This window comes from Acidocella aluminiidurans (assembly GCF_055383125.1).
In genome coordinates, this window is the sequence record NZ_AP031589.1 from 2,598,469 (window position 1) to 2,621,163 (window position 22,695).

21 protein-coding genes and 2 pseudogenes are annotated in these 22,695 nt (G+C 66.2%); 8 read left to right on the forward strand and 15 right to left on the reverse strand.

Annotated elements, in window-relative coordinates:
• Nucleotides 1-2: 2 nt before the first annotated feature.
• Nucleotides 3-416 (forward strand): MbcA/ParS/Xre antitoxin family protein, encoded by a 414-nt coding sequence (locus tag ACZ46S_RS12930; RefSeq protein WP_464062041.1) that lies wholly within the window; start codon nt 3-5, stop codon nt 414-416.
• A complete protein-coding gene (locus ACZ46S_RS12935) occupies nt 413-1,132 on the forward strand; it encodes an RES family NAD+ phosphorylase (RefSeq protein ID WP_464062042.1) in 720 nt (239 codons plus the stop codon). The genes ACZ46S_RS12930 and ACZ46S_RS12935 overlap by 4 nt, the downstream gene beginning before the upstream one ends.
• An 81-nt stretch (nt 1,133-1,213) precedes the next feature.
• On the opposite strand, the gene ACZ46S_RS12940 is transcribed toward ACZ46S_RS12935, so the two are convergent.
• The 3 genes from ACZ46S_RS12940 to ACZ46S_RS12950 all read right to left on the reverse strand — a co-directional run bounded on the left by ACZ46S_RS12940 (nt 1,214) and on the right by ACZ46S_RS12950 (nt 5,919).
• A protein-coding gene (locus tag ACZ46S_RS12940; RefSeq protein ID WP_464062043.1) for an IS630 family transposase occupies nt 1,214-2,162 on the reverse strand; the annotation gives its coding sequence in 2 pieces (ribosomal slippage) (nt 1,214-1,819 and nt 1,821-2,162; 948 coding nt in all).
• Nucleotides 2,163-2,275: 113 nt separating this feature from the next.
• Nucleotides 2,276-4,825, reverse strand: coding sequence for a cation-translocating P-type ATPase (locus ACZ46S_RS12945; RefSeq protein WP_464062044.1), 2,550 nt, complete (start codon nt 4,823-4,825; stop codon nt 2,276-2,278).
• Nucleotides 4,819-5,919: an AI-2E family transporter gene (locus ACZ46S_RS12950; protein WP_464062045.1), complete on the reverse strand. Its 1,101-nt coding sequence runs from the start codon at nt 5,917-5,919 to the stop codon at nt 4,819-4,821. Before ACZ46S_RS12950 ends, ACZ46S_RS12945 begins: the two co-directional genes overlap by 7 nt.
• Nucleotides 5,920-6,048: 129 nt before the next feature.
• Between ACZ46S_RS12950 and ACZ46S_RS12955 the strand changes: the two are divergent.
• Nucleotides 6,049-6,743, forward strand: a pseudogene (locus tag ACZ46S_RS12955) (VIT1/CCC1 transporter family protein).
• Between the two features lie 258 nt (nt 6,744-7,001).
• Here the strand turns inward: ACZ46S_RS12955 and ACZ46S_RS12960 are convergent.
• From ACZ46S_RS12960 to pcaD, 5 genes are read right to left on the reverse strand one after another with little or no spacing between them, the layout of a single operon-like run.
• On the reverse strand, nt 7,002-8,069 hold the full coding sequence (locus ACZ46S_RS12960) for a 3-carboxy-cis,cis-muconate cycloisomerase (RefSeq protein ID WP_464062046.1): 1,068 nt from the start codon (nt 8,067-8,069) through the stop codon (nt 7,002-7,004).
• Nucleotides 8,070-8,073: 4 nt separating this feature from the next.
• A complete protein-coding gene (pcaG, locus tag ACZ46S_RS12965) occupies nt 8,074-8,703 on the reverse strand; it encodes a protocatechuate 3,4-dioxygenase subunit alpha (RefSeq protein WP_464062047.1) in 630 nt (209 codons plus the stop codon).
• A 3-nt stretch (nt 8,704-8,706) separates the two neighbouring features.
• Nucleotides 8,707-9,450 (reverse strand): protocatechuate 3,4-dioxygenase subunit beta, encoded by a 744-nt coding sequence (gene pcaH, locus ACZ46S_RS12970; RefSeq protein WP_464062048.1) that lies wholly within the window; start codon nt 9,448-9,450, stop codon nt 8,707-8,709.
• Nucleotides 9,443-9,847 (reverse strand): 4-carboxymuconolactone decarboxylase, encoded by a 405-nt coding sequence (gene pcaC / locus ACZ46S_RS12975; protein ID WP_464062049.1) that lies wholly within the window; start codon nt 9,845-9,847, stop codon nt 9,443-9,445. The genes pcaH and pcaC overlap by 8 nt, the downstream gene beginning before the upstream one ends.
• On the reverse strand, nt 9,840-10,634 hold the full coding sequence (pcaD, locus tag ACZ46S_RS12980; RefSeq protein ID WP_464062050.1) for a 3-oxoadipate enol-lactonase: 795 nt from the start codon (nt 10,632-10,634) through the stop codon (nt 9,840-9,842). Before pcaD ends, pcaC begins: the two co-directional genes overlap by 8 nt.
• Nucleotides 10,635-10,739: 105 nt before the next feature.
• Between pcaD and pcaQ the strand changes: the two are divergent.
• Nucleotides 10,740-11,677, forward strand: a pseudogene (pcaQ, locus tag ACZ46S_RS12985) (pca operon transcription factor PcaQ).
• Here the strand turns inward: pcaQ and pcaF are convergent.
• The 3 genes from pcaF to ACZ46S_RS13000 are packed head-to-tail and all read right to left on the reverse strand — an operon-like array spanning nt 11,678 to nt 14,227.
• On the reverse strand, nt 11,678-12,880 hold the full coding sequence (pcaF, locus tag ACZ46S_RS12990) for a 3-oxoadipyl-CoA thiolase (protein ID WP_295739970.1): 1,203 nt from the start codon (nt 12,878-12,880) through the stop codon (nt 11,678-11,680).
• The gene (locus tag ACZ46S_RS12995) at nt 12,877-13,518 is read right to left on the reverse strand and encodes a 3-oxoacid CoA-transferase subunit B (protein WP_026440467.1); all 642 of its coding nucleotides are present in this window, start codon (nt 13,516-13,518) and stop codon (nt 12,877-12,879) included. The genes pcaF and ACZ46S_RS12995 overlap by 4 nt, the downstream gene beginning before the upstream one ends.
• A 1-nt stretch (nt 13,519) precedes the next feature.
• Nucleotides 13,520-14,227, reverse strand: coding sequence for a CoA transferase subunit A (locus ACZ46S_RS13000; RefSeq protein ID WP_464062051.1), 708 nt, complete (start codon nt 14,225-14,227; stop codon nt 13,520-13,522).
• A gap of 73 nt (nt 14,228-14,300) precedes the next feature.
• Between ACZ46S_RS13000 and ACZ46S_RS13005 the strand changes: the two genes are divergently transcribed.
• The 4 genes from ACZ46S_RS13005 (at nt 14,301) to ACZ46S_RS13020 (ending at nt 18,724) form a co-directional block, all read left to right on the forward strand.
• Entirely contained in the window at nt 14,301-15,098 is a 798-nt protein-coding gene (locus tag ACZ46S_RS13005; protein ID WP_464062052.1) for an IclR family transcriptional regulator domain-containing protein, read from the forward strand.
• Between the two features lie 10 nt (nt 15,099-15,108).
• A complete protein-coding gene (locus ACZ46S_RS13010) occupies nt 15,109-16,512 on the forward strand; it encodes an MFS transporter (protein ID WP_464062053.1) in 1,404 nt (467 codons plus the stop codon).
• A 470-nt stretch (nt 16,513-16,982) separates the two neighbouring features.
• Complete coding sequence (locus ACZ46S_RS13015; protein WP_464062054.1) at nt 16,983-17,891, forward strand: Gfo/Idh/MocA family protein; 909 nt, start codon at nt 16,983-16,985, stop codon at nt 17,889-17,891.
• A 20-nt stretch (nt 17,892-17,911) separates the two neighbouring features.
• A complete protein-coding gene (locus ACZ46S_RS13020; RefSeq protein WP_464062055.1) occupies nt 17,912-18,724 on the forward strand; it encodes an IclR family transcriptional regulator in 813 nt (270 codons plus the stop codon).
• Nucleotides 18,725-18,733: 9 nt separating this feature from the next.
• On the opposite strand, the gene ACZ46S_RS13025 is transcribed toward ACZ46S_RS13020, so the two are convergent.
• Genes ACZ46S_RS13025 through ACZ46S_RS13040 form a run of 4 tightly spaced genes read right to left on the reverse strand, consistent with a single transcriptional unit; the run spans nt 18,734 to nt 22,693 of the window.
• Entirely contained in the window at nt 18,734-20,419 is a 1,686-nt protein-coding gene (locus ACZ46S_RS13025) for an FAD-dependent oxidoreductase (protein WP_464062056.1), read from the reverse strand.
• Entirely contained in the window at nt 20,416-21,231 is an 816-nt protein-coding gene (locus ACZ46S_RS13030; protein ID WP_464062057.1) for a sugar phosphate isomerase/epimerase family protein, read from the reverse strand. Before ACZ46S_RS13030 ends, ACZ46S_RS13025 begins: the two co-directional genes overlap by 4 nt.
• A 1-nt stretch (nt 21,232) precedes the next feature.
• Complete coding sequence (locus ACZ46S_RS13035; RefSeq protein WP_464062058.1) at nt 21,233-22,054, reverse strand: shikimate dehydrogenase family protein; 822 nt, start codon at nt 22,052-22,054, stop codon at nt 21,233-21,235.
• A 27-nt stretch (nt 22,055-22,081) separates the two neighbouring features.
• A complete protein-coding gene (locus tag ACZ46S_RS13040; RefSeq protein ID WP_464062059.1) occupies nt 22,082-22,693 on the reverse strand; it encodes an NIPSNAP family protein in 612 nt (203 codons plus the stop codon).
• Between the last annotated feature and the right edge of the window lie 2 nt (nt 22,694-22,695).

The window sequence follows — 22,695 nt, forward strand, 5'->3', positions numbered from 1 at the left end:
TCATGTCTGTGCTTAGCCAGATCACTGTTGCGCCGAAGCCCTTTTCCCCTGCCCCGATCACCGATGAAGAGGCAGGCGCCATGTTCCGCGCGGCCTTGAACCTCTTCCGCCTATGGGCGGTGACAGACGACCAGGCCGCGATCATCCTCGATTTGCCCCGTCGTACCTTTGCCCGCTGGAAGGCAGGCGAGATTGGCCGGATTGGCCGTGACGGCAAGGCCAGGCTCTCCAACCTCATGGGGATCCACAAAGCCTTGCGGATCATTTTTAAGGAGCCGGCGCGCGGCTATGGCTGGATCAAAGCCCCAAATGCGGCATTTGGCGGCCGCTCGGCTTTGGATGTCATGCTCCATGGCGAATTAACCGATCTCATGCGGGTGCGGCATTATCTGGATGCGGCGCGTGGCGGCTGGTGATCGATCCGTCGATCGTCCCCATCTCGCCGGTTCATTGGGTTGGCGCCAGACGGATCATCCGCAGCCTGTATCCGCCTGTCGATTTGTTCGAGGATATCGCCGCTCCAGAAGATTGGCCCTTATTGATCGCCGCCGAGCAGAAGACCAATCCGCGCCTCATGGAAACCATCGGCGCCCTTGATCTGGTGCCCGTGACGCGGCGTGTTTCCGGGCCGGGGGCGAGCTACCTCATGGCCCCCTTCACGCATGTCAGCCCCGATCGGCCGAGCCGGTTCAGCGCAGGGGCTTATGGCGTGCTGTACGCCGCGCGGACATATGAGACGGCCCTGTTTGAAACCATTCACCACCACGCCCGCTTCATGGCACAGACCGACCAACTGCCTGGCTGGACCTCGCAATTCCGGGAGCTGGTGCTGGATATTCGGGCTTCACTCCATGACCTGCGGGCCGGGATTGCCGCGTTCCTGCCTGCGTTGGACCGGGATGATTACACCACGGCGCAACAACTGGCGGTGGCGTTGCGGGGCAGTGGATCTGAGGGGCTGGTCTACCCCAGCAGGCGCGACCCTGACGGTGTTTGTGTAGGGCTGTTTTATCCGGACCTGGCAACGCCGCCTTCGCAAGGGCGCCATCTTGATTATCACTGGGATGGTGCTCGTGTTGATTTGGTCCGTGATGCGGGGACAGGGGAGGTGTTTCGGCTGAAGGAATGCTGAAGGGGGCGGGAGCAAACGAGGGCCAGATCTGTGCGTCCGCCGTGAGGAACGGTGATTTCATTGATTTAGAATCTTCTGTGATTAGGTTGACGCATATCCTGCGTGTTTGAGGTAATTTGTGCATTCTTCTGGCGGGAAGTGATCGAGCAGTGACCCGATGCGCCGCCATGTGGCTTCGACGGTTCTCTCGGCGGCTTTTCTGAGTAGGGTTTTGAGCTTTGCGAAGACCTGCTCGATGGGATTGAGGTCTGGGCTGTAGGGCGGCAGGAAGAAGAGTTTGGCGCCGGCTTTTCTTATGGCATCGCGCGCTGTCTTGGCCTTGTGGCTGCCGAGATTGTCGAGGATGACGACATCGCCGGGGCGCAGCGTCGGCACCAGAAATTGCTCGACATAGGCGGTGAAGCTGCGGCTGTTGATGGGTCCATCGAGTACACAGGGCGCGGTAACCTTGTCGGCCCGCAGGGCGGCGATGAAGGTCAAGGTTTTCCAATGCCCGTGCGGCACCTTGGCGTGCAGCTTTTGCCCACGCCGGCAGCGCCCATGGGTGCGGGTCATGTTGGTTTTGGCCCAGGTCTCGTCGATAAACACCAGGCGAGACGCGTCAATTTTTCCCTGATACCGCCGCCAGCGCGCCCGCTTGAAGGCGATGTCAGGCCGGTCCTGCTCGGCGGGCAGCACGGTTTTTTTTGAAGCTGATGCCCTCAGCGCGGAAGAACCGCGACAACATGCCGGTGTCGGCGCGCACGCCACGCTCTTCCCACAGGCGCACGCTCAACGCCGCCAGCGTGATGTCGGCCTGCTCCTCAATGACCGCCAAAAGCCAGGCGCGCTCAGGCTTCACCTTCGAGGGCCGGTGGCCACCAGTGCCAGCGCTGCGTCGGTCACCAACCCGATGCAGGCGCTGAACCCATTTGATGGCAGACGATGCGCTCACGCCAAAACGCCGCGCCGCGGACCGGCAAGTCTCCTCACCGCTCTCCACAACCGAAATCACGCGTTCACGAAGATCAGAAGAATAAGCTCGGGGCATCAGCGCTGGCCTCCTCAACCAGTCCTAATCGTGAATCACATCAGCCCCGCGTCGGTAAAGAGATAGGATTCAAGCTATTCACAGAGGACTCTAGCCACCCGCAATGGCGCGGCTCAGCCCCGGTGCAGTCTCTGCCATGAGGCGATGGCCGCCATGTTCACGGCGAGGCAAGCGCCAGCAGCGAGACTCGCCACGGATAGATCGCGCGCGCTGAGCGGTGAAAAGCCAAATAGATGGCGCAGTTGCGGCACTGTGACGGCGGCAGCCAGGCCAGCGACGGCAACCGCCGTGACAATGCCCAGCGCGCGGTTCGGCCGGCGCAGTGCCGTAAGCCCCTTGGCGCCCAGCATCCTGTTGCTTACCACAAGGCCAAGATTACCTATCACCAACGTGATGAACGCCAAGGCGCGGCCGGCGCTCTCTCCGGCCGCGCCTTGTGCGCCGAGCAGGAAGATGAGCAATGACGCCGCCAGAACCACGCCGCCTTGCAGCAGCCCGCCGACGAGCAGGGCCAGATTGAACAAGGGCGCACCCGGCCGGCGCGGCGGGCGGGACATGCTGTCTATGTCCTCTTGTTCGGCTTCAAACACAATCGATGAAGCCGGATCTATGATCATTTCCAGGAAGACAACATGCACGGGCCCAAGCATCAGCGGCCAGCCGAGCAGCACGGGAATCAGGGACATGCCGGCAATCGGCACATGCACGGCGAGGATATAGGAAAAGGCGCGGCGCAGATTGGCGTCGATCCGCCGGCCGAGACGGATGGCCGCCACCAGGGAGGTGAAATCATCATCCAGCAGCACCAGCGAGGCAGCCTCACGCGCCACATCCGTACCGCGCCCGCCCATCGCCACACCGATATGCGCGGCTTTCAGCGAGGGGGCGTCGTTCACGCCGTCGCCGGTCATCGCGACAATCTCACCATTGGCCGCGAAAGCCTGCACCAGGCGCAATTTCTGCTCCGGCATCACGCGGGCGAAAACCCGCGTATCCAGCACCGCTTCGCGCAGCGCGGTGTCGTCCAGCCCCGCCATCTCGGTGCCGGTGAGCACATGGCCGGTTTGGATGCCGGCCTGGCGGGCAATGGCGAGGGCTGTCACCGGATGGTCGCCGGTCACCATCGCCACACTGATGCCAGCCTTCCGGCAAGCCGCCACCGCTTCCGCCACGCCAGGCCGCAACGGGTCGGCGAGACCTGCGAGGCCAAGGAAGGTGAAATCGAAATCATGCTGGCGCTCCGGCCAGCCTGGCTTGGCGTGAAGGCCCTTGGCCACGGCCAACACGCGCAGGCCGGCCGCCGCCATCTGCGCGACCTCGCGGCGCAGCGCGTTCAGCCCGGCTTCGTTCATATGGCAAAGATCGGCGATGGCCTCCGGCGCGCCCTTGGCGGCGATGACATGAGCGCCCTTGGCGCCGCCGCGCCAGCCTTGCGACATCGCCAGCATGTCCGGCTGCAACGGGTAGCTATGCGCGAGCACCCAATCGGCGTGCAGATGTTCCGTGCTGGCGAGCCCCTGCTGCCCGAGCCGGTGGAACGCCCGCTCCATCGGGTCGAACGGGTCCGGCCGGCTGGCCAGGATCGAAAATTCCACTAACTCATGGAAGGCTTCCGGCAGTGTCGCCGTGGCCTCGTTCACCTGCAAAATTTCCCCTCCCGCGGCCAGGCACGCCACGGACATGCGGTTTTGCGTCAGCGTTCCGGTCTTGTCCGTGCAGAGCAGCGTCGCCGTGCCTAACGCCTCAATGGCGGCGGCGCGGCGCGCCAGCACGTGCTGGCGCGCCATGCGCCAGGCCCCCAGCACCAGAAAGATGGTGAGAACGAGAGGAAATTCCTCCGGCAGCGTGGCCATGGCCAGGGTGATGCCGGCCAGCACGGCCTGCAGCCATTGCCCGTGCAGCAGCCCGTAGGCCAGAGCCAGCAGCGCCGAGGCGCCGATGCCGATCGCCGCGAACAACCAGACCAACCGGCGCATCTGCACCTGCAAGGGCGGAGGGGCCGATTCCACGCTGCTCAGCGAATGGCCGATGCGGCCAATGGCGGTGCGTGGTCCGGTGGCGATGACACGCGCCATGCCGCTGCCGCCCGTAATCAGGCTGCCTGCCCAAACGAAAGGCGCGTCCTCGCCGCCTGGCATGGCATCAGCCAGTGGCGGTGTGCGCACGAGCTTGCGCACGGGGACAGATTCGCCGGTGAGCAAGGCTTCATCCGCCTGGAGGGCGGCAGCCTCCAGCAACACCGCGTCCGCCGGCACGCGCTCGCCTTCCGCCAGCCCGATGAGATCGTCGACGACGAGTTGCCGGGCCGGGATGCGGATTTTCTCCCCATCGCGCCACACCTGCGCGTGCGGGCTGGCGAGTTCGCGCAGGGCCGCCAGCGCGGATTCCGTGCGGGCTTCCTGAACAACGACCATGACCACATTGAGCACGGCGAAGCCGAGCAGGATCAGCGCTTCGGCGAGGCTGCCCAGGAGCAGATAGATGAGCCCCGCCGCGAGCAGCAATTGCAGCATCGGCTCGCGCACCGCATCCCACGCGATGCGCGGCAAATGGCGGCGCTGGTCCTGCGGGAGCTCATTCGGCCCATCCTGGCGCAAACGCGCCGCGGCTTGGGCTGCTGTCAGGCCATGAGGAGGCGTTGAGCTGCCGGCGGCGCCTAGCATGAGCCAGACATTTCAGGCGCGGAGAGGATATCCGCGCGCTGCTGCGGCGCCGCGCCGAGGATGGCTTCGACATAGAGCACCTCGACGATGACCAGCACCAGCAGCATGAGCGGCGTGGCCAGCAGCACCGCCGAGATGCCAAAGAGAATGCTGAAGCCGACGGTGGAGAGCAGCGAAAGCACCGGCGGCAGCGCGGTGGCCTCGGCCTGCACCAAAGGCGTGATGAAATTGCCTTCGATGAAATGCACCCCGGCATACATGGCGATGACCCAGAGCGCATCGAGCGGCGATTGGGTGAGGGCGACAAGTGTTGCCGGCACCGCCGCCATCACCGCGCCGAAATAGGGGATGAAGGTCAGCAGCCCGCCGACCAGCCCCAGCGCAACCGGCGCTTCGATGCCCAGCGCCCACAGGCCGAGGCCGGACAGGATGCCGATCGTCAGCATCACGATGAATTGCCCCAGCAGCCAGCGCAGCAATACCTGCCCGATCTGCTCATAGAGTCTGGCCGCCACCGCGCGCTGCCCCGGCGGCACGAGGCGCAGGAGCAGGCGCCGGTAGAGTGCGGGCTGCGCCGCCAGATAGATGGCCACCAGAAAGACCAGAACGGCATAGCCGGCGGTCGTCACCGTGGATTGCACGATCACCGCGGCGGCATGACCGGCCATTCCGGTGACGTCGGCCGGGGCGATGCCACGCGCCTGGGTCAGGATATACGGGCCGTAAGGCTGCTGGCGCAGCCAGTCGAGCGCGATTTTGCTGCCCAGGGGAACCTGGCGGGCCAGCTCGCCGAATTGTCCGGCCGCGACGGTGCCAAAGAAGCTCAGCGCCGCCGCGAACGCCAGGAGGAAGACAAGCACAGCCACCGCCAGCCCGCCGGCCGGGCCGATCCTGGTCCATTTGCCGATTCCGCAGGCGGCGCGGCGCAGACCGATGGCGATGAGAACCGCGCCAAACAGCAACAGCCCGAGATCGGCCAGCCGCCATGCCGCCACCGCCAGCGCCGCAAACAGGGCGATGATGAGGACCCGCTTGGTGAAACAGGCAAGCCCGCCATCGTCTGCCGCCCGGCTGTTATCATGTGCCTGGTCCAATGGACGCACCTCACGATATGACCCGCGTCAGCAATGGCATGCGCGGGCCATCCATCACCTTGATTTAGCGCAACATGATTTCGCGGTTTATCGCTTATGCTGTGGTCCTGAATGGCGTAGGGTCTCAAAATGCAAAGCGCTCACACGGAAAACCACCTGATCGAGCGGACCGGCTGGCTGCGGGCCGCGGTGCTCGGCGCCAATGACGGGATCATCTCGACGGCGAGCCTGATTCTCGGTGTCGTCTCCGCTGGCGGCGGGCGTCACGAGGCGCTGGTGGCGGGTGTGGCGGGGCTGGTGGCCGGCGCCATGGCGATGGCGGCGGGCGAGTATGTGTCCGTCAGCTCCCAGGCCGATACAGAAGCGGCCGCTTTGGCCAAGGAACGCCACGAGCTCGCCACCGACCACGCATCCGAGCAGGCGGAGCTCGCGCATATCTATGAACAGCGCGGCGTGGATACGGCGCTGGCGCAGGAGGTGGCCCGCCAGCTCATGGCGCATGACGCGCTGGGCGCCCATGCCAGGGACGAGCTGGGCCTCTCCGAACACACCAGCGCCAATCCCATCCAGGCGGCTTTGGCGTCGGCGCTGACCTTCTCGGCTGGCGCGGCCGTCCCGCTCGTTCTCGCGGCCGCCATCGCGCTGCCATGGCTGATGGGGGCATTGGCCTCGGCGCGCTGCTATGCCTGGCCGTTCTCGGTGCCATCGGCGCCAAGGCCGGTGGCGCGCCGGTGCTCAAACCGGCGCTGCGCGTCACCTTCTGGGGGATTCTAGCGATGGCGGCCACCGTCGGAATCGGCCGGCTGTTCGGCACGCTGGCCTAGCAGGAAGTGTAAAATGCTAGAGCAATATGTGTTTAGGTTGACGCGCTAGCGTCAAAATAAACACATGAAATTGCTCGCTAAAACAAAACTTAGAGCATCAAGCTAAAAGCTTGATGCTCTAAGGGATCGCGTTCCTGGGATCAGGCCGGCGTGGTCTCGCGCGCGGGGATGAAGGTCGCAGGGGTGAGCCTGCTATCCTCGCGTGAGGTCCAGCAATCGGCCTCGTTAAAAACCCTGGGGTGAGCGTTCATTTACATCTCAGGCATGATCATCGCCGGGCTCGGTGCGGTCGATGAAATGCAGCCGCTTAATCAGCCCCAGCCCGGCTTGCAGCGCCGCCCCGCTGGCACAGACCAGCTGCGGCAGCACCAGCCATTCCAGCGTCCAGGCCGCCCCGGAGCGCTCATTCTCATGCACCAGCGCCTGGTTCAGCGTTCCCGCCAGCCCGCCGGCAAAGCGCGCCAGCGCCACCAGATGCTCCGCCGTCACCGGATTCACCTTATGCGCCATCGCCGAGGACGCGCCGCCCCCCTCGATCTTCAGCGCCCCATTCTCGCTCTGCGCCAAAATCGCCGCATCCTGGCCGATCTTGCCCAGCGCCCCGGCGATCATCGCCAGCCATTCGCCGAACTCTACGATAGTATCCCGCGCCGTGTGCCAGCAGGGCGCATCGCCCAGCCCCAGCCGCGCCGCCAGCCCGGCGGCGACAGCATCCGCCGCCTCCCCCAGTTCGGCCCGGTTGCCCACCGGCCCGCCGAGCTGGATCACCAGCAGACGCGGCGCCAGATCCGCCAGCCGGGCCAAGTGCCGGTGCAAAGGCTGAACCCAGCTGGCGATCTTGTCGCGCGCCAGGATCGGCAGAGCCGCCTGCATCCGGGTTTGCCCCATCAGCCGCACCCCGCCCTGCGCCGCGCTCAAAGATTGCAGCGCTGCGATCAACGCGGTCAGCCGTGCGTCGAAAATCTCCAGAACGCGTTTCAGGCGGCATGTCAGAGCTGTATCCGTAACATCCTGGCTGGTCGCGCCCAGATGCAGCGCCTTTTGATGCTCAGCCGGCAGCGTTTTTCGTAGCGCTGCGACAAACCCTGGCCCGAGCACCCCATCCTTGAACAGCCCAGCGCGCAACGCCGCCTCGTCCGGGGTGAAGGCCGCGCAGGCTTGCGCGATGGCCGCAGACGCGGCGGCGGAGATCATCCCCGCCTCGGCCTGGGCGGCGGCCAAAGCGGTTTCGAAATCCAGCATGGCGCGCAGCTCCGCCGCGGGGGCGAAGAGCGGCGCCAGCTCGGCATCGTCGGTCAGGGCGGCGGTGAAGGGCAGGGCGGTCATGGGCTCAGATATCGAAGAAAATCGTCTCTTTGTCGCCTTGCAGATGGATGTCGAAGCGATAGACCGGCACGCCATCCTCCTCACCATCCCGCGCCGCCACCAGCGTCGCCAGCCGTGCCTTCAGCTCGAAGCGGGTGAAGATCGGGTCCGCCTCGTTCGCCTGCGCCTCATCCGGGAAATATATCCGGGTATGCAGCCCGATATTGATGCCGCGCGCGACGATCCAGAGTGTCACATGCGGCGCCATCTTCCGCCCATCGATGAAGGGCACGGCGCCGGGCTTGATCGTCTCGAACCGGTAAATGCCGCTCACCCCATCCACGGGCTGGCGGAACCAGCCGGGAAAATGGGGGTCCGCCGCGCCGCGATGCTCGCCCCGGCCGGGATAAAGCCCGTCCGCATCCGCCTGCCAGAGCTCCAGCAGCGCATCCTTCAGCACCGCGCCGGAGCCATCGAAAATCTGCCCGGTGATGATGATGCGCTGCCCCTTGGCCTCGGCCGGGCAGGGTGCCAGGCCCAGATCCTGCGCATAGACATGGTTGATGCCGATGAAGTTCGGCGTGGTGCCGATATGCACATAGGGTCCGGCGGTCTGCGAGGGGCTTTCCTTCAGCCGGCTCAGCGATTGCACCATGGCTCAGTTTCCTTCCATGCGGTTTTCGAACATCGTCGAGCGGCGGCCGCGCAGCACGATGTCGAATTTATAGGCCAGCGTGTCCATCGGGATGGTCGCTTCGCGGTCCAGCGCCGCCACCAGCTGCTCCACCGCCGCCTTGTCGGGGATGCCCATGACGATCGGGCATTGCCAGATCATCGGGTCGCCCTCGAAATACATCTGGGTGATCAAGCGCTGCGCGAAGGCATGGCCGAAGATCGAGAAATGGATATGGGCCGGGCGCCAATCATTCACCCCGTTTGGCCAGGGATAGGCGCCGGGCTTGATGGTGCGGAACCAGTAGCGGCCTTCCTCATCGGTGATCGAGCGCCCGCAGCCGCCAAAATTCGGGTCGATGGCGGCAAGATAGCTCTCCTTCTTGTGCCGGTAGCGCCCGCCCGCATTGGCCTGCCAATATTCCACCAGCGCGCCCGGCACCGGCCTTGCATCCTCATCCAGCACCCTTCCATGCACGATGATGCGCGGGCCGATCGCATCGCCGGTGGTGGCGTAATTGCGGATCAGGTCGTTATCCAGCTCGCCCAGCATGGCATGGCCGAACACCGGCCCGGTCATTTCGGAGAGCGTGTTGTTGAGCGAGAGCAGCGCGTGTTTCGGGCTGCGCAGCACCGAGGTCTTGTAGTTCGGCGTGAGGGCCGGCGGATGCCAGGCGCGGTCGCGCTGATAGAACCCGCCATTATGGTTTGGCGCGGGGGCGTTACGCATTTCTGTCCTCCTTATTGGCCGCCATTTCCGCATAGGTCTGGGCGGCGATCTTGAATGCGTGGTTGGCGGCGGGCACGCCGGCATAGATGGCGACGTGCAGCAGCGCCTCCTTGATATCCTCCATGCTGGCACCGGTATTGGCGGTGGCGCGCACATGCATCGCCACCTCGTCATGATGGCCAAGGGCGGCCAGCAGCGCGATGGTGAGCATCGAGCGTTCGCGCAGCGCAATGGTGCCGCGCGACCAGACATTGCCCCAGGCGGCCTCGGTGATCAGCTCCTGGAAATCCGCGGTGAAGGGCGTGGTGTTGGCCACCGCCACATCCACATATTTGTCGCTCAGCACCTTGCGGCGCGTCTTCATCCCCTGGGTGTAGCGGGGGGAGGGGTCAGACATGCAAATGTTCCTCGAAATGCCGCGCCAGCAGCGCCAGCAAGGCGGCAGGCTGCTCGGCGGGGGGGATATGGCTGCAATTCTCAATCAGCGCGAAGCGCGCGCCGGTGATCAAAGCCGCCGTGGCCTGCACCAAAGCGGGCGGGGTGGATTGGTCGCCATCGCCGCAGACCACGAGGGTCGGGGTGCGGATGGCGGCGATTTTGTCGGTCAGATCCGCCGCGCGCAGCGCCGCGCAGGCGGCGGCGTAACCGTCATTCGGCGTGCCGCACAGCATCTGAATCCAGCCCTGCAGCTCCATTTGCCTTTCGGTATGGAAGGCGGGGGTAAACCAGCGCTCCATCACCGGCCCGGCGATGCTGGCCAGGCCGTGTTCCGTCACCGCCTTGATGCGGGCATTCCAGCTCTCATCATTGCCGATTTTCGCAGCGCTATCACAGATGACCAGGGCGGTGAGCCGCTCTGGCGCCTTGAGCGCGATCTGCTGGGCGATCAAGCCACCGATGGAGAGCCCGACAAAGGCGAATTTGTCCAAACCGAGATGGTCCGCCAGCGCCAGCGCGTCATCCGCCAGCATCTCGATGCTGTAGGGGCCGGGGGCGTTTTCCGAGAGGCCGTGGCCGCGCTTATCGTACAGCACCACCCGGTAGCGGCCAGAGAGGGCATGGGCGATTTCATCCCAGAGCCGGCAATCGGTGCCGAGCGAGTTGGCGAAGATGATCGCCGGGGCGTTGGCCGGTCCGCTCTCGCGCCAATGCAGCCGCACATTGTTCAGCTTGGTGAATGCCATGTTTCATTTCCTCCTGGGCGCGTGGCCCCGTTGCGATTGACTAAAATACTTTCAGAGTTTCATGTAAAATGAGATATTCCGCATGAAACATAACCTGGGGGTTATATGCCGAATCTGCGTGGCGAAGGGCTCGACCCCCGTATCAAGCTGCGTCACCTTAGCGTGTTTCTGGAAGTGGTGCGCACGGGCAGCGTGGTCCAGGCGGCTTCGGCGCTGGGGCTGACCCAGCCGGCCTTGTCCAAGACCATCGCCGAGCTGGAAGAGATATTGCAGGTCAAACTCTTCGACCGCGCCGGCCGCAAGCTGAGCCTGACCAGCTTTGGCGAGGTGTTTCAGCGTTATGCCGGCGCCAGCCTGACAGCGCTGAAACAGGGCATGCGCTCGATGGCGCAGGCGCGGGACGATCAGGCGGCGGCATTCTCCATCGGTGCGCTGCCCACCGTCTCGGCGCGCATCCTGCCGCGCGCGGCGGCGCGGTTCATGGCGCAGGGTCTGGGGTTGAAGCCGCGCATCGTCACCGGGCCGAACGGCTATCTGCTTTCGCAGCTGCGGCTGGGGGAGGTGGATCTGGTGATCGGCCGGATGGCGGAGCCGGAGATGATGCGCGGCTTTGCCTTTGAGCATCTGTATGAGGAAACCATCGCGCTGGTGGTGCGGCCGGCGCATCCGCTGCTGGAATCGCAGCGCTTCGATCTGGCGGCGATCAGCCAGTACCAGCTCCTGATGCCACCCCCGGCTCGATCATCCGCCCGACCGCGCAGCGTTACCTCACCGCGCATGCGCTGGGCCCGTTCGCCGGGGAGATCGAGACCATCTCCGATAATTTCGCCCGGGCCTATGTGCGGGCCTCGGATGCGGTGTGGATCATCTCGGAAGGGGTGGTGGCGGAGGAGCTGGCGCATGGGTTTCTGGCGAGGCTGCCGGCGGATACCAGCGCGACGCTGGGGCCGGTGGGGCTGACCACCCGCACGGATGTTCAGCCCTCTCTGCCGGCCCAGCTTTTCGCGCAAGCGGTGCGCGAGGCGGTGGCGGCGCTGGGGTGATCAGACCCTCTCCAGCGCCAGGGCCAGCCCCTGGCCGACGCCGATGCACATGGTGACCAGGGCGCGCTTGGCGCCGCGCGCCTCCATGCCATGCACCGCCGTCATCGCCAGGCGGGCACCCGAGCAGCCGAGCGGATGGCCCAGCGCGATGCCGCCGCCATGCGGGTTGAGATGCTCCGCCGCCGGGTTGACGCCGAGCTGACGCAGCGAGGCGATGACCTGCGAGGCGAAGGCCTCGTTGAACTCGATCAGATCGAAATCATTGATGGTCAGCCCGAGCTTCGCCATCAGCTTGCGGCTGGCCGGCACCGGGCCGATGCCCATCACATCCGGCTCCACCCCGGCCGTCGCCATGCCGAGGATGCGGGCGCGCGGGGTGAGGCCGTGCTGTTTCGCCGCAGCTTCGGAGGCGATGATCATCGCCGCGGCGCCGTCATTCACCCCGGAGGCATTGCCGGCGGTGACGGTGCCATCGGCGCGGACGATCGGCTTCAGCTTCGCCAGACCCTCCAGCGTGGTCTCGGCGCGGGGATGCTCATCGACGCTGATGCTGATCTCGCCTTTTTTGCTTTTCACGATCACCGGGGTGATCTCGGCGGCGAGATAGCCGGAGGCTTGCGCGGCGGCGGCGCGCTGCTGCGAGCGCAGGGCGAATTCGTCCTGCTCCGCGCGGGTGACGCCAAAGCGCTGGGCGACATTTTCGCCGGTTTCGGGCATCGAGGCGGTGCCGTACATCTGGTGCATTTTCGGGTTGACCAGCCGCCAGCCGACCACCGTGTCCTCGATCTTCATATCGCGGGAGAAGGGCGTGGCGGATTTCGCCATCACGTAGGGGGCGCGGCTCATGCTCTCCACCCCGCCGGCGATGGCGAGGTCGATTTGCCCGGTGATGATGGCGCGCGCGGCGGTACCGACCGCATCCGCGCCGGAAGCGCAGAGGCGGTTCATGGTGGTGCCGGGAATGCTCACCGGCAGGCCGGCGAGCAGGGCGGCCATGCGGGCGACATCGCGATTATCCTCGCCGGCCTGGTTGGCGCAGCCGAAGATCACCTCGTCGATCGCTTCCACATCCAGGCTTGGATTGCGGGCGATCAAAGCGGCGATGGGAATGGCGGCGAGATCGTCGGTGCGGGTGGTGGCGAGGCCACCGCCGAATTTGCCGATCGGGGTGCGGATGGCGTCGCAGATGAAAGCCGCGGTCATGCCGCCACCTTCACCGGCGCGGCGGTGCGGGCCTGCACATCCTCGGCGGTGATGCCGGGTGCCAGCTCCACCAGCGTCAGCCCGCCATTGATCTTGTCGCAGGCGAGCACGCAGATATCGGTGACGATGAGATCCACCACCCCGGTGCCGGTCAGCGGCAGGTCGCATTTTTCCTTGATCTTGGGCGAGCCATCCTTGGCGTTATGGTCCATCACCACGACCACGCGCTTGACGCCTGCGACCAGATCCATCGCCCCGCCCATGCCCTTCACCATTTTGCCGGGAATGGTCCAGTTGGCGATGTCGCCCTTGTCGGACACTTCCATCGCCCCCAGCACCGCCATGTCGATATGGCCGCCGCGGATCATCGCGAAACTATCCGCCGAGGAGAAGAAGCTGGAGCTGGGCAGGGTGGTGACGGTCTGCTTGCCGGCATTGATCAGATCCGGGTCGGCCTCGCCCTCATAGGGGAAGGGGCCGATGCCGAGCAGGCCGTTTTCGCTTTGCAGCGTCACGTTCACGCCCTCGGGGATATAGTTCGCCACCAGCGTCGGGATGCCGATGCCGAGATTGACGTAGAAACCATCCTGCAATTCGCGCGCGGCGCGGGCCGCCATCTGTTCACGGGTCCAGGGCATGTCAGGCGGTCTCCCTCTTGCGCTCGGTCAGTTTCTCGATGCGCTTTTCATTGATCGTGCTCTTGATGATGCGGTCCACATAGATGCCGGGCGTGTGGATATTTTCCGGGTCGAGGCTGCCGACCGGGACGATCTCCTCGACCTCGGCAATGGTGATCTTGCCAGCCGTGGCCATGTTCGGATTGAAATTGCGCGCGGTCTTGCGATAGACCAGATTGCCCGCCGCATCCGCCTTCCAGGCCTTGACGATGGCGAGGTCGGCTTTCAGCCAGGTCTCGCGGACATAGGCGATGCCATCGAATTCCTCGACCGGCTTGCCCTCGGCGACCACGGTGCCGACACCTGTGCGGGTATAGAAGGCCGGAATGCCCGCCCCGCCGGCGCGGATGCGCTCGGCCAGCGTGCCTTGCGGGTTCAGCTCCAACTCCAGCGCGCCGGAGAGATAAAGCTGCTCGAACAGCTTGTTCTCGCCAACGTAAGAAGAGATCATTTTCTTGATCTGCTTGTTGTTGAGCAGCATCCAGAGGCCGAACCCGTCCGCGCCGCAATTATTCGAAATCACGGTGAGGTTTTTCACCCCGGCATCCCGGATCGCCGGGATCAGGCTTTCGGGGTTGCCGGAGAGGCCGAAGCCGCCGGACATGATCGTCATCCCGTCAAACAACACGCCCTTGAGGGCGGCTTCAGGACTCGCGTAGATTTTTTGCATATTCCCTCTTGCGTCCAATCCCGGAATAACCGATTATCGGTTAAACTGTTCGTTAATCGGAGATATCGCGCCGATGGCTGAGGAAGTCAAGGAAAAAGCCGAGGCGCTCGACCCGCGCTTCATGACCTCGCTGGCGCGCGGGCTGGAGGTGCTGGCGGCGTTCGAGGGGCAGGAGGGGTTGAGCGTCACCCAGGCGGCGAAACTGACCGGGCTGCCGCGCTCGGCGGTGGGGCGCTGCCTGTTCACGCTGGAGCGGCTTGGCTATGTCGCGGCGGAGGGGACGAGCTACCGGCTCTGCCCCGGCGTGCTGCCGCTGGGCCGGGCCTTTCTGCTGGGCGACAGGCTGGCGCGGGCCGGCCAGCCCGTGGTGGAGGCGCTGCGCGACCGGCTGGGGGAATCCAGCTCGCTGGCGATGTTCGATACGCGCAGCCGGCACCGGGCGGTGCTGTATGTCTGCCGGGCGGAGACGATGCGGATCATCTCCGTGCCGCTGCTGATCGGCAGCATGTTGCCGAGCTACTGCACCTCCAACGGGCGGGTGTTGCTGGCCGCCCTCGCGCCGGATGCGCTGCGGGCCTATCTGGCGGGGGCCGAGCTGGCCGCGCGCACGGCCAAGACCCTGACCAGCGCAGACGCGCTGCAGGCGGAGCTGGCGCGGGTGCGCGATCAGGGCTGGGCGATGACGGATGGCGAGCTGGAGCCGGGCTTGCGCTCCATTGCCGTGCCGGTGCGCGGCCCGGATGGGCAGGCGCTGGCGGCCCTCAACCTCGCCACCCAATCCGCGCATCGCGACCAGGGCTGGCTGCTGCACACCGCCTTGCCGGAATTGCAGGCGGCGGCGGCGCATCTGGGGCGGGTGGCGTTCCGGTAGGGGGGTGAGGATGCAGCCCGGGCCGCCGCCGCGGATCACCATCCTGGCCCTGCTGGTGGCCGGGACGAATTTCATGGAAAATCTGGACGCCACGGCGATCACCCCGGCGGTGCCGCAAATGGCGCGAAGCTTCGCGGTGCGGCCGGTGGATCTGAATAGCGGCGTCAGCGCCTATATGCTGACCCTCGGCATCTTCATGCCGATCAGCGGCTGGATGGCGGAGCGCTTCGGCGCGCGCCGGGTGTTCGGGCTGGCGATCGCGCTGTTCACCCTGGCCTCGCTGCTGTGCGGGCTGGCGCGGGGGCTGGATGAGTTCGTGCTGTTGCGCATCCTGCAAGGCATTGGCGGGGCGATGATGACGCCGGTGGGCCGGCTGGTGGTGCTGCGGGTGACGCCGAAGGCGCGGCTGATCGATATTTTCGCGTGGCTGGTCTGGCCGGCCCTGGTGGCGCCGGTGCTGGGGCCGCCGCTGGGCGGGCTGCTGGTGGAGCATGGCGGCTGGCGCTGGATCTTCTTCCTCAACCTGCCGCTGGGCGCGGTCGCGTTCGGGCTGGTCTGGTGGCTGGTGCCGGATACGCGCGGGCCGCATCCGGCGCGGTTCGACAGGCGGGGCTTTCTGCTGTCCGGGCTGGCGCTGGTCTGTCTGCTGACGATGGCGGAATTGTTCAGCCGCGCGCTGATCCCCTGGCGCGAGGTGGCGGGGCTGGCCCTTGCCGGGAGCGTGCTGCTGGCCGCCGCCCTGCTGCATATGCGCAACCATGAAGCCCCCTTGCTGGATCTTTCCGTGCTGCGGGTGAAGAGCTTCGCGGTGACCATTCTCGGCGGCGGCCTGTTCCGGATGAGCGTGGGCGCGGTGCCGTTCCTGCTGCCGGTGATGTTCCAGATCGGGCTGGGATATGACGCGTTCACCGCCGGCACCTTGCTGATGGCGGTGTTCGCCGGAAATCTGCTGATCAAACCGGCGACGACGCCGATCCTGCGGCGCTTCGGGTTTCGCGGCGTGCTGATCGTCAACGGGCTGCTGAACGCGCTGGCGCTGGCCTGTTGCGCTGGGCTGGGGCGGTTCATGCCGCTGCCGGTGATCTGCGCGATTCTGTTTCTGGGCGGGGCGACGCGCTCGATGCAGTTCACGGCCTTGAATACCATCGCCTTCGCGGATGTGCCCCAGGCGCGGATGGCCGGGGCGAATACGCTGTTTTCCACCGCCGCGCAGCTGGCGATGGGGCTCGGCGTGGCGGTGGGGGGCATCGCCTGGCGGCTGGGCGAGGCGGTGGCGCCGGCGGGGCCCGCCTGGCCGTTCCGCATCGCCTTTCTGGTGGTGGCGCTGCTGGCGCTGCTCGGGGTGCTGGATTGCCTGTCCCTGCCGCGCGGCGTGGGGGCCAATGTTACCAAGGGAAAACCCGCGAAGGGGTGAGCGGATTGAGACCGCTGTTGGCTCAATTCGACGTCATCGCGCTCTAGCTTTCGTTTTGACGAGCAATTTCATGTGTTTAAATTGCCGCTGCCGCGTCAACCTAAACACATATCGCTTTAGCGCGAGGTTGGTTTATACAAACTCGCTATGATTATATTTTTGCTAGTAATTTCATATATTTGTTGTGATTCTTCCGGGTCAACCTAAACGCATATTGCTCTAACCGCGGAAGGCGCGGATGCGGGCTTTACCAAAGCGTGTGGCGGCAGTATATTGGAATTAAATTCCAACAAAGAACTACAATCAACAAAGTGAGGGGGTATGTCCGGTCTATCGATTGCAGTGTGCGGTGCTGGTGTTATCGGCCAGGCGCATCTCAGGCTGATTCAGGCGTTGCCGGCGGCGCAAGGGCGGCTGGCGGGGATTATCGACCCCGCCCCCAGGCCAAGGCGCAGGCAGCGGCGCTGGGGGTGCGGCATAGCGAAAATCTGGCCCAGGCGCTGGATGAATGGCGGCCGGATGCGGTGATTATCGCCTCGCCGAACGCGCTGCATGTGCCCATGGCGCGGGAATGTATCGCGCGGGATATTCCGGTGCTGGTGGAAAAGCCGCTGGCGGATGATGTGGCGGCGGCCTTTGCCCTGGCGCGGCTGGCGGCGGAGAAGAATGTGCCGCTGCTGGTGGGGCATTTCCGCCGGCATAATCCAGTGATGCGCGCGGCGCGGGAGCTGCTTGAACAAGGCGGGCTGGGGCGGCTGGTCTCGGTGAATGCCGATGTGACCGTGTGCAAGCCGGAGGCCTATTTCAACATTACCTGGCGTACCCAGGCGGGCGGCGGGCCGGTGTTGATCAACCTGGTGCATGACATCGATGCGCTGCGTTATCTGTGTGGCGAGATTGAGAGCGTGCAGGCGGTGACGAGCAATGCGGCGCGCGGCTTTGCGGTGGAGGATACAGCCGCGGTGCTGCTGCGCTTTGCCTCCGGCGCGGTGGCGACGCTGACCTTGTCCGACGCCACGCCCTCGCCCTGGTGCTGGGACCAGCTTTCGGGCGAGAACAAGGATTTTTCGCAGCATCAGGGGCAATGTTACCGGCTGTGCGGGACGGCAGCGGCGCTGGAGCTGCCTGGGCTGATCCGCTGGTATTATGCGGGCGGGCGGGGCTGGGCGAATCCATTGACCGCCGAAGCGCTGGCGTATCAGCCGGGGGACCCGCTGGCATTGCAACTGCAGCATTTCATCCGCGTCGCGCGGCGGGAAGAGGCTCCGCTTGTCTCGGGGGCAGATGGGGCGGCAACGCTGGCCGCGACAATGGCGGTGCTGGAGGCGGCGCGTACCGGCCGGGCGGTTAGACCCGCGCGCGATTGCCAGCATGTCTGAAATTTGGAAAGGATCAGAGCATGTCCTCCGTGCTCGACCGTGCCCTGAATATTCTGGAATGCCTGGCGCATAGCCCGGGTGGCTTGCAGCTTTACGTGCTTGCCGAGCGGCTGGATATGCCGCGAAGCGCTGCGCATAGGCTGCTGGCCGATCTGGCGCGGCTGGGTTATGTGGAGCAGGACCGCGTTTCGGAAATTTACCGCCTGACGCTGAAAATTTCGGCGCTGGGGCAGACATTTTTGTCCCTGAACGGGATTTTGGACATTGCCCAGCCGATTTTGGAGACTCTGGCGGACAAGGCCGGGGAATTGGTGCGGCTCTCCATCGTCAGCGATGAGCGGCTGACCTGGGTGGCCAAGGCGCAAGGGGCGCGGACCGGATTCCGTTACGACCCTGACGCGGGTGCGGAGGCGCATCTGGCCTCGACCTCTTCCGGCCATGCGTGGCTGTCCACCCTTTCCGATGAAGAGGCGGTGCGGCTGGTGAGCCGTCAAGGCTTTGGCGATGCGCGCGAGCTGGGGCCGAATGCGGTGAAGACCGTGCAGGCCTTGCTGACGCAGATCGAAATTGCCCGGCGGGATGGCTATGCGTTGGTCGTGGAAAGCTCCGCCCCTGGCCTCTCGGCGATTTCCAGTCCGGTGCGGACCCGGGAGGGGACGCGCACCATCGGCGTGCTGAGCATCGCCGGCCCGTCCATGCGTCTGCCGGAGGAGCGGCTGCGGCGGCTGGCGCCGGATTTGCTGGCGGCGGCGGCGGAGCTGTCGGCGGCCAGCCTCGGCTCCGCCTATTTTGGCGGCACCTGGCGGCTGGGCCAGGAAGCGGCGCCGGGCTGAGCGGTTTCGCTACAGCGCGCCGGTGAGATGGGTGGCGGCGGCGTAGGCGAAGGCGAGGCCCGGCCCGATGGTGATGCCCGGCCCCGGATAGACGCCCCCCATCACCGACTGCATATCGTTACCCACCGCGTAAAGGCCGGGCAGGGTGGTGCCGTCGCCCCGCATCACCTGGGCATATTCATTGGTGACCAGCCCGGTGGCGGCGCCGATATCGCCGGGCAGCAGCCGCACCGCATAAAAGGGCGCGGTGGCGAGGCGGCCGAGATTGGGGTTGGGGGCATGCGCGGCATCCCCGTTCACCCGGTGATACGCGGTGCTGCCGCGGCCGAATTCCGCATCCATCCCGCTCGCGGCATAGTCGTTCATCCGGGCGACGTTGGTTTGCAGCCCCTGCGCGTCGATGCCGAGCTTGCCGGCGAGGGCGGCGAGGCTGGGGGCTTCGACCAGATAGCCATCCGCCAGAAAGGGTTTCAGCCCGCGCCCGCCGGGGCGCACCATGCCCAGCCCGTATTTGCGCAAGGCGGTGGCATCCGCGATCAGGAAGGCCGGGATGCTGGGGCTGTGGCGATGCGCTGCGTACATGGCGCGGGTGAAGAGATGATAGGAGGTGGCTTCGTTGACAAAGCGCCGCCCCGCCGCATTCACCACGATGGTGCCGGGCTTGCCGCGATCGAGCACGAAATGCGGGAAGACGGCGATGCTGCCATCCGCCCGGCGGCGGGTGGAGACCGGGGCCCAGAAGGCATTGTCCAGCGCACCTTCGCCATAATGCGCGCCCAGCGCCAGGGCCATGTCGTGAATCCGGCCGGTATGGCCCGGCGCGCCGGGAGAAAACGCGGCGGTGGGCTGGGGCAGCATCTCCGCCCGGCGGGTGGGGTGGCGGTTGAAGCCGCCGGTGGCCATCACCACGCCGCGCCTTGCCGTGATGTCGTATATGCGGCCGTTCTGGCGCAGCTTGATGCCGGTGACGCGGCCGTTTTCGGTGAGCAGCGTTTCGGTTTCGGCCTGGGTGACGAGATCCGCCCCCGCCGCGTCCAGCGAGGCCAGCAGCCGGCCGATCAGCGCGTTGCCCATCACCAGCCGGGTGCCGCGACGATGGGTGAGGCGGTCTAGGCCGTAGCTTCCGATGAGTTTGGCGGCGTAGAGGAAGCTCTCCGCGGTTTTCGTCATCTTCAGCAGATGCGCGATATCGTCGCGGTCGATCATCAGCCCGCCGAGAATGGTGAATTCCGGGATGGGCGGGCGGATGAGACCCAGTTTTTTGCCAAGTTTGCGGCCATCGAAGGGCAAAGGTTCGAGGGCGCGGCCGCGCAATGTGGCGCCCTGGGCTTCCTGGATATAATCCGGGTGCAGGGGCCGGGCGCGCAATTGCACCTGCGTCTCGTTCTGCAGCCGGGCGATGGCTTGCGGGCCCCAATGCAGAAAAGCGTCGCGCATGGCGGCACTGGAATGGTTGCCGACGGTTTCATTCAGGAAGGTCCGGGCGTGCGCGATATCGTCCGGCGGCGCGCCGACGCTGGCGGCGAGCGGCGAGCCCGGCACCCAGATGGTGGCGGCGGAAAAGGCGCTGGTGCCGCCGAGATGTTCGGTGCGCTCCACCAGCAGGGCGGAGAGGCCATTCAGGCGGGCGAACAGGCAGGCGGCCATGCCGGCGGCGCCGGCGCCCAGCACGATGACATCGTAGGCGGATTTCATGCGACAGCCTCCTCGGCCAGTTTCTTCGAGGCGGTCAGGCAATCCTTCGCCCAGTTCAGCGGGCCGCGCGCCGGGGCGAGGCGGATATTGGGCATCTCGACACTCAACGGCAGATCGGCCGGCAAGGCGCGGAGCATGCCGGTAATGTCGATGCCGCCCGTGCCGGGGAGCAGCCGCTCCTGCCGGGCGGTGTGGATGAGGCCCTCGACCGTGGCGGGGATCTCCGCCGGGGCATCGCAGATCTGGCCGTAATGCAGCAGCCCGCGCGGGATTGCGGCCACGGCGGCCGGGCCGCCGGGGCTGCGGGCGTAATGCAGCGCATCCACCAGAATGCCGGCATTGGCGGGCTGGCCGGCCTGCGCCACCAGCCGGCGCGCGGCGGCGATGTCCGGCACCGCGGTCCAGGGCATGAACTCGATATCGGCGGTGAGGCGGCGCGCGGCGGCGGCGGCGCAGAAGGCGGCGTAGCTGGCGGCGAGGCGGGAGGGGTCGGGATCGTCCCCCGCCACCAGAACGGCGCGCGCGCCCAGCGCGGCGGCGGCGTCCAGAACGGGCAAAGCCGGTTCGAGCTGGAAATCCGGGCCGAGGCGGATGATCTCGACATCGAAGATCGCGATGCCGGTCGCCCGCAGGCGCGCGCGCGTGTCGCGCAGCAGCGCGGGGCTGGCGGCGAGATCGTGGAACAGGCCGCCAGGTGCGGCGGGGCGCAGCCGCAAGCCGGCATGGCTGTAGCCGGCGGCGGCGGCGGTTTCCACCAGCGCGGGCGGGGCCAGCTCCAGCAGGGTGAGATGGGCGAGGGAATAAGCACGCATCTCAGGCCCCCCGGTTTTCGTGGCCGGGCGGCGTGTAGAAATCCAGCATCAGCGCGCATACGCCGTTGAACATCTCCACCCCGGTGCGGGTCCGGCAGCCTTGCGCGCGGGCGGCTTGCAGGAAGGGGGTTTCCTCCGGGGCGGTGATCACGTCGGCCGCGACCATCGCGGGGGAGAGGCGGGTGGTGTCCACCGGCAGCGGGTCATCGGCGCGCATGCCGGCGGGGGTGGCGTTGACGACGATGTCGAACCCGGTGGGGTCGGCGCTGCCGGGGCAGGCGCGGCCATTGGCGGCGGGGGCGAGCAGGTTGAGCAGCGTCGCGCGCCGGGCGGGATTGTCGTCATGCACCGCCAGCGCCGCGACTCCGGCCTCCAGCAGCGCCAGCGCGATGGCGCTGCCCGCCCCGCCGGCGCCCACCAGCAGCACCCGCTTGCCCGCCGGCGCGCCGCCGCCGTCGATCAGCGAGGCGACAAATCCCTCGCCATCGAAAATATCGCCGTACCAGCCGCCATCCGGGCTCCGGCGCAGCACATTCACCGTGCGCAGCAGCCGCGAGCGCGCGGAGGTGCTGGCGCACAGCGTATAGAAGGCGAATTTATGCGGCACGGTGACGATGAGGCCGGCGAGGTTTCTGGCCAGCGAGATGCCGGCGACGAAGCCGGTGAGATCCTCCGGGGTGACGTGGAAGGGCACGACGACGCTATTCAGCCCGCGCGCCATCAGCCCGGCCGTCATCCCGGCGGGGGATTTCACCTGGGCGATCGGGTCGCCGACGATGCCGATGACCGCGCTGGCGCCGCTGAGCAAAGAGAGAGTGGTCATTTTGGATGTTTCCTTCGGTCGGGAGGCTCAGCGCAGCGGTGAGATGGCGGTGGGCACGTAGAGGCCCGCTTGCATCTCCGGCGTCAGCCAGACCGCGCTGCGCGGCGGCCAGACCCCGGCGGCGACCGATTCAGCCCGCCTGGCGAAGCGGGCATTGGCATCCGCGTAGGGCCAGATATGGGTGATGCGCGGCGTGCCATCCAGCCCGTAGAGCGCGATGGTGAGCGGGGAGATGGCGGTGCGCCCCGGCAGTGTCTCCGCCCAGCCCTCGAAGGTCGGCAGCAGCCCGCCAGGTTTCAGCACATAGCTGCGGATTTCGTAAATGGCGCCGAACATGCCCGGCGCCACGGGCGGCATGTTGGGGAAGGGGGCGTAGCTTTCCATCTCCAGCCGGGTGAGGAAGTCCGCCGCGCCGAACGGGTTGGCGGCGGTGAGGCCGCGCTGGCGCTCACGCAGCAGGTCGGCGTCGTCTTCGAATTCACGCAGGATGGCAAGCTTGTTGAGGCTGCCGACATCGCAGAGCCAGGCGCCGAGCAGACGGCCCTTGCCGTCTTTCATATAAGCCTCGGCCGCTTGGATGAATTTTGGCGCGCTGCCGATCTGGATGGAGAGGGTGGCGAGTTCGTAGCGTTTGCTCATGG